Here is a 7,060-nt window from a genome sequence, read left to right on the forward strand (position 1 = left end):
CCGTCTCCCGGCGCCACGACGATCGGGGTCGGCTCGGTGTTGCCGCGCATGATCTGCGATGTTGGATGTGTTGCCGCCAAGTCTGATCTCCTAGTAGTCTCGATGTCTCGTTGTGTCGTCGAATGCCGAGGGGACGAACTGCGAGCTAGCCCGCCCTCCGCTCTTCGATATCGAGTCTACCTATATCGGCGATCACTTGCCAGCGGGGTAATGGCGAGTGAGCACGCTCATGAGGATCTACGTAAACTGAAGGTTGCGCTGCAGCTAAGCAGACAATTTGGGTCCACACCCTGTGGAGCGGGGCCTCGTGGGCCGGACTGTAACCTCGACTTCACAATCCATCGCCCCCAACAGGACGACCAGTTTGTCGACCGACTTGGATCGGTTGTTCACATCCAGGAGCCTTTGGACCTGGGCGGGAGAGGTCCTCGCCCGCCGGGTGATTTCTCTTTGCGACAGAGGGCTCGCCTTCATGCACTCTTGCGCCGCGACGGTCAGTCTGTAAAGCAGTAGGTCACGCATGTATGCAGGGTCTTCGTTGTACTCGAGAACCGCATCCACGTGAACTGACCCCTCTGAGCCGGATTTCAAGAGGTATGTGAATGCCTCACGACCGAAGTCTTCGTCCGCATAGACCGTTACCACGGGATCGTTCTTACTTGGAACGGGATCCAACTCGGAGTACGGGATCGGGAAGTTACCTTTGCTCAGCGTCACCTCGAAGGCCCGTTTGTGATTGTTTGCTTTGACATGCTCTATTTTCACAACAGACCCTCCTTCTCCAGCGATTCGATCAAGTCCCGGAGCCGCCGACTGGCCGAGCCGACCATCGCTCGTGAGTTTTCCAAATCCCACTTCACCACCAGTGCGCCGTTCTTGTAAACATGCACGTGAAGAGGTGAGTGATCGCTTTTCCACGCCAAAAACACGTATCCGCATCGCTTCACCTTTGGCATAATGTTACCACTGAAGGTAGCGGAAATTCAATCCCCCTTGATCCAGTCCCCCGCCCTGCAACGATGTTGTCGCTCGATCCTTCGTCCCCGGGATCTAGCGTACCGTCATTATGGCGACCGGGTCTGACATTTGGTGTGCGATGCCGATCTCGTTTGGCGAAGCAGGCGTACGATGAGTGCGACAAGAGACCAGAGAGCAAAGACCAGCGAAGACCATAATGCCCAGCCTGTGACGAATACGAGCGAAATGCTCGCTGCCGTGGGTGCCATGGCCGCTAAAATGATCATTGCTGGGAAGAATACGTTGAATACGAATATGCTAAGCGGGCCGCCCGAAATGCCGGACAAGGACACACCCCAGGCAGCCGCCACCACCAGCAGGCCGATGGCGAGGCTAAAAGCAAGCCTCTTGATCATTGTCGGCTCCTTCCCTCTCCACAACGCCTTGGTCCACGCCCATTGGATCAAGTCGCTGCGCCGTTCACGCCTGTAAGTTCGGCCGCCGAACGGCCCCGCGGGTCACCGATGAACCATAGAACCCCATAGATGACACCGGTCCATGTCACCCACGCGAGTGCCAGACCTAACACCCAGGCGCTCGCCCCACTACCCAATGCCGCGTCGGCAAGAAGGAGGGGGAACTGAAGGAAGATGAACAGGAGTAGCCCAGTGAAGTTCGACTCCCAACTAAACGCCAGCAATATCGTCGACGTGATGAAAGCCGTACTCAAGAGAACCGCAAGCAAGAACCGCCTGGGTCTGATCCACTCCTTGTAGCTTTCTGGCAAGGAGAATGTCCTTCCGGCAGTGCGCCGAGGCCTATCGGCGACCTGAGCTGGGTCGTACAGTCTGGCGAGAATGGCGTAGGTGATGCCGGTCCATATCATCCAAGCCACTACGAAGCTCAGCCCATCGGCTATCGCCCAAGCGCTACCAACATCGACTAGGGCGAGAACATTGGCGACCAGCATGGCCGGGAATTGGACGAATATGAACGCGAGCATCCTGGAAAAATCGGAATCGAAGTAGATCATCAGAATCCACGTCGTCAGTACGAGCATCAAGCTGATTCCCCCGGCCAAAAACAGCCGCCTCAGTCGACTAGGTCCTCCGCCGTCTCTCAATCGTTTCACAACAACCCCTCCAGTCATGCCCTGCCGACTGGTGCTATACCAGCCGCGCCCCTACGTGTCCTGGTTGCTTCAGTTTAGCACACTGGTCGGACCTTCGGCGGGCTGGATGGTCTCCTAGGCAGTCAACGCTGACTAGGATGCCTTGCGCTCAAGGCGTTCGGCGATCCACATCTTGATTACCGACTGCCGCGTGACTCCAAGACGCTTGGCCTCGCGATCGAGCGAATCGACCATCCACGCAGGGAAGTCCACATTGACTCGCCGGGCTTCGAGCAAAGGACGACGCTTACTCTTGAGATCGAGGTCCTCGATGATGTCCTCGGTGCCCTCGTCGAACTTCTTGTCGAACTCAATCGCCTTCATACAGAGCCACCTCTTTCTGCCGTGATCGCCGCACCGATACGAGGCGAATCATGTCGTTGCGATACGTGACTCTTGGATTCGTCAAACTCGAACAACACTGCGCCCTCCGAGATATAGGCCAAACGGTATAGAAACTATACCACGATGGATTCCCGCAACCTCTCCATTTAGCGCAGCAGTCGCTTGACTTCCTCGATTTCCCGACACCGTCTTCCAAGATGCAATACGGCGTGACAGTTGGCGCAAACTGGCCGCAGGTCTTTGACTGGATCGACTTCATACTCGCCACCGATCTCTGCTAGCGGGACCAAGTGATGCACATGGATGTACCCTTCAGCCTCAGCACCATATCGTTCGCCGAAGCTGAAGTTGCAGATACTGCACTTGGTCCCATGAGCCGCAATGCACCGGCGGCGCGCCTCCGAATTACGCTCGTAGGCGTTGACTGTGATAGTGCGGACTGCACCTTCAACCAAGCCTATCGGGCTCAATTCTTCTGGTAGCTGAACGTCCGTAGCCTCAACTTCTTCCAGCATGACGGCAGGGCCGTTCGACAGGTTGTCAATGACGACCCCGGTGTAGCTGGGCAGTAATTCGTATGTGCCTAGACGAACGTCCAGCCGCGGATACTTGGTGGGCGGTTTGACTCCGAACCAAGCACAGTAAACTTCGAAGCGCTCTTCGCCGACGACTAATTGTGGCTTGGTACTGACCAGTTCGAATACTCCGGTGATTGGACGAGAGCCACGGTATGTAGCACCGGATACACGGATGGCCGGAACATCCACGACCGCTCGGGTTCGAGTTGGCACTGCATCGCGGTGGGTATGCGGTGTTGAGCCATGGACCCAACTTGGATAATCAGTAGGCATTATTCGTGTCCCTCCTCCAGCGAGGCTATCGCCTCTCCACCGGCGGCATATTGCGCCAACAAATCCTCAACCTCATGCGCCACGATGTATTCCGCGGGATGCTCCCTGACCTCCAGCGCCTTGAAGTGCGCCTTTCCGCACTCGATCTTGGCCTTCTCGGCGTCACGGAACTCGTCGGCGAACAGACTGCCCTTCGTTTCCACCACGAAGTAGACGCGATCCTCACCGCTCTCTTCCACCAGGACCGCCCAATCCGGGTTGTAGCTGCCTAGCGGAGTGGGAACCTTGAACCAGCCCGGCAGTTTGGCGTACACCTTGATGGCGGTGTTCTTCTCGAGGCCATCGCCGAAGGTGCGCTCGACCTGCGAGTCGTAGACCACCTGCTCGTACACGCCCTTGGTGGAGTCCAGCAGGTTCTTGAGGTAGCCGGTCAGCTCCTCCTGCTCGAAGAGCTCCTGGGCGTAGTATTCCCCGTCGCCCAACCGCTGGTACTTGATGCCGTCCACCACGGCGAGCCGCTTGCAGCGGTTTATGGCCTCGGCTGAAAGCTCGATGAACATCTGCGGGTTGCGCTTGAAGTCGTCGAGCCGACCGCTCCCGGCCAGGATCCGCTGGATGCTGCGCCGCGTGAGGTGCGTGAGTTCCTGCAGGTTCGTGAGCAGGTCGGGCAGCACGATGTCGCTCTCGTCGAGCACGACCGTCGCGGACCCTTCTCGCTCCGTCGCCTCCACTCCCGACTTCCCGATGGCGATGTCGGCCTTGCGCCACTGCAGGCGCGTCTTCGGGATCGCGGGCGCGCGCCGCACCGCCTCGATGCAGCTCTCGATCAGCTTCTCGTTGTCGAACTGCACCCGATAGGTGGTCTTGTGCTTGATGCGGTCCCACAGCGCCTTGAACTCGGGGCCGTGGAGCACCGCCTGCCGAGTGCGCACCTGTCGGCGTTCATCCGCGTTCTTGATCTCCAGCCGCCCAGCCAGCTTCCGCAGGATGCCCGCGATCTGGTCGACCTCTGCCGAGAAGGACTCCGGCACCACCAGCGTGCCATCCTTCAGTGCCTGCCTGAGCGAATCCTGCACCCTGCCCCTGGCGTCGATGTGGCCTGCCGCCTTGAGGTGCTCCCACAGCGCCTCGGACTGCTGCACGCCCAGCGGCGCGGTGCTGCCATCCGGCTGCGTGACGGCGACGCCCGCGAACTGATGCGGCTCCACGACGCCGAAGCGGATGCCGGTGTCCTGCTCGATCTCCTTTTGCAGGTTCTCGGCGAATTGCTCGTAGCTCTCCATCGCGACCACGGTGAGCGTGTTGACCTCGAACCCGCGGATGCGTTCGCCCTGCTGGTTGACGCACAGGCGCAAGCCCCGGCCGATGGTCTGGCGACGCTCGCGCTCGGTCTGGATGTCGCGCAGTGTGCATATCTGGAAGACGTTGGGGTTGTCCCAACCTTCCTTGAGTGCCGAGTGGGAGAAGATGAACTTCAGCGGCGTCTCGAAGCCGAGCAGCTTCTCCTTGTCCTTCATGATCAGGTTGTAGGCGCGCTCGGCGTTATCGCGGTTGGCCTGGTTGTTCTCCGAAGTGTCGGTCCAGCCACCCTTCTTGTCGATCGAGAAGTAGCCGTTGTGCACCGCCTCGGCGGCGTGGGTGAGATCCACGTCCTCGAACAGCGTGCTGTAATCGGGCAGATTCGCGGCGCGGCGGTACTCATCCTCGAAGATGCGCGCGTACTCGCCCTTGACCGGGTTGCCATCGGCGTCATAGGACCGGTACTTCGCCACCGTGTCGATGAAGAAGAGCGACAGGACCTTGATGCCCTGCGGACCCAGCCGCAGCTCCTTGTCGAGGTGCTCGCGGATCGTGCGCCGGATCATCTCGCGCTGCACCGCCAGCGCGTCCACATCGCCGAAGGCCTGCCCCGGCCGCAGATATCGCTCGCCGCCGGGCACGCGCAGCTCCAGGTACTCGTCGCCCTTGGCCACGCGGATCTCGCCGATCCGGCAGTCGGCATAGACGGCCCGGTCGGTCGTCTGCTCCAGGTCATCGCCGTCTTGCACGGTGACTTCCTGCCTGCGCACCCCGCCACCCTTGGTCCCCACATCCAGCTCGACGCGCGCGCTTATCGAGCCGCGCCGGTTACTCACCGAGACCAGGCGGACGTAGGGCTTGTTGTGAGCGTCCTCAACCGTTGCCGAGGCAACCTCGATCTGCTTGACCAGCCGCTTCTCGTACGCATCCACCGCATCCAGCCGGTAGACCATGTGGTGCTTGTCCACATGGGTCGCCGAGTAGCGCAGCGTGCAAAGCGGATTCATCGCGTCGAGCGCCGCCTTGCCCTGGCCCTGGAGACCGCCGTCGACGCTCTGCGGTTCGTCCACGATGACGATGGGGCTGGTCGCCCGGATCAGGTCGATGGGTTTCTCGCCGCCGGTCTTCTCGCTGTCCTTGTAGAGGTTGTTGACGTCCTTCTTGTTGATGGCCCCGACCGTGACCACCATGATCTGGATGTTGGCGCTGGTGGCGAAGTTGCGCACCTGGCCGAGCTTGGCCGAGTCGTAGAGGAAGTAATCGAAAGGCGCGCCGGCGTACAGCCCCCTGAAATGCTCCTCGGTGATCTGGAGCGACTTGTACACGCCCTCCTTGATCGCCACCGACGGCACCACGATGACGAACTTGGTGAAACCGTAGAGCTTGTTCAGCTCGAAGATCGTGCGCAGGTAGACGTAGGTCTTGCCGGTGCCGGTCTCCATCTCGACGGTGAAGTCACCCGAGGCAAGCGTCGCCGAAGGAGGCAGACCGTGGCGCATCTGGATGTCGCCAAGGTTTCGCAGCAGCTCGTCGTCGAGCAGCGTGAGGCGATTGCCGATGCCCAGGCCCGTGTCGTACATATCCGGCGTCGCGCCGAGGGCGGCCTTGGTGACCGTGAAATCCGTGCGGCCGATCTCCTGCCCGCGGAACAGGTCGCAGACGGCCTTGATCGCCTGGAGCTGATAGTCGAGGTCGGGCTCGAAGTGGAGCTTCATGGCCGCTTGCCCTGCGGGTCAGGCAGCTTCTTCGCTGCCGCCTCAAGCGCCGCGGTCATGTCGCGCTCGATGGGTGATGGCAAGGCATCGAGCTGTCGCTGGTAGTCGTCGTATTCGGCCTCGGCTTTGAGCCGCGCGACCTCTGCGGATACCTGGCCTGCGTGCGTCAGCACCTCGTGCTCGCCCAGTCTCAGGAAATCATCGAGCTTGCGAATCCAATCCTGCATGCTCATGGTGCGTCGGCCGCGTGCCTGCAGCTCCGCGAATTCCAGATACGCCACGACGATCCGATTGAGCGTATCGAGCTCTTCGGCGCTGAGGTAGTTCTTGGCGATGACGACTTCCGAGCGACGCGGATGCGAACCGCCGAAGCTGGTGAGCCCCATGTTGGGTTGGCTGGCGTCGGCCCGCTGCACGATCACTTCAGCAGCTGTGTGGCCGTGGGTGGCCCAATGCATCTTGTTCTGGATGGCCGCGAATAGCTGTTGCGACGATTCCGCCGAAGGGTCGTAGTCGATGCTGGTCGCATAGATGTCCAGCACTTTGCGCCAGAACACCTTCTCCGAAGAGCGGATGTCGCGGATGCGCTCCAGCAACTGCTCGAAATACACTCCGGAATCCGGGTTCTTCAGGCGCTCGTCGTCCAGGGTGAAGCCCTTGACGAGGTATTCGCGCAGGCGCTCCGTGGCCCAGCGGCGGAACTGCGCCCCGCGCAGCGAGCG

The 7,060-nt window shown here is 60.5% G+C and carries 7 protein-coding genes; all 7 read right to left on the minus strand.

What is annotated here, in order from left to right; genetic code table 11:
- Positions 1-264: 264 nt before the first annotated feature.
- The gene (locus M1617_07250; GenBank protein MCL5888065.1) at positions 265-765 is read right to left on the minus strand and encodes a helix-turn-helix domain-containing protein; all 501 of its coding nucleotides are present in this window, start codon (positions 763-765) and stop codon (positions 265-267) included.
- Positions 766-1,064: 299 nt separating this feature from the next.
- A complete protein-coding gene (locus M1617_07255; protein ID MCL5888066.1) occupies positions 1,065-1,373 on the minus strand; it encodes a hypothetical protein in 309 nt (102 codons plus the stop codon).
- 47 nt (positions 1,374-1,420) lie between these two features.
- The gene (locus M1617_07260) at positions 1,421-2,089 is read right to left on the minus strand and encodes a hypothetical protein (GenBank protein ID MCL5888067.1); all 669 of its coding nucleotides are present in this window, start codon (positions 2,087-2,089) and stop codon (positions 1,421-1,423) included.
- Between the two features lie 132 nt (positions 2,090-2,221).
- Positions 2,222-2,452: a CopG family transcriptional regulator gene (locus M1617_07265; protein ID MCL5888068.1), complete on the minus strand. Its 231-nt coding sequence runs from the start codon at positions 2,450-2,452 to the stop codon at positions 2,222-2,224.
- Positions 2,453-2,619: 167 nt separating this feature from the next.
- Positions 2,620-3,324 (minus strand): HNH endonuclease, encoded by a 705-nt coding sequence (locus M1617_07270; GenBank protein ID MCL5888069.1) that lies wholly within the window; start codon positions 3,322-3,324, stop codon positions 2,620-2,622.
- Positions 3,324-6,338: a DEAD/DEAH box helicase family protein gene (locus tag M1617_07275; GenBank protein MCL5888070.1), complete on the minus strand. Its 3,015-nt coding sequence runs from the start codon at positions 6,336-6,338 to the stop codon at positions 3,324-3,326. The genes M1617_07270 and M1617_07275 overlap by 1 nt, the downstream gene beginning before the upstream one ends.
- On the minus strand, positions 6,335-7,060 hold a 726-nt coding region (locus M1617_07280), incomplete at its 5' end, for a virulence RhuM family protein (GenBank protein ID MCL5888071.1). The genes M1617_07275 and M1617_07280, both read right to left, overlap by 4 nt.

The sequence above is a fragment of the Actinomycetota bacterium genome, assembly GCA_023488435.1.
GTDB lineage: Bacteria > Actinomycetota > Coriobacteriia > Anaerosomatales > UBA912 > UBA912.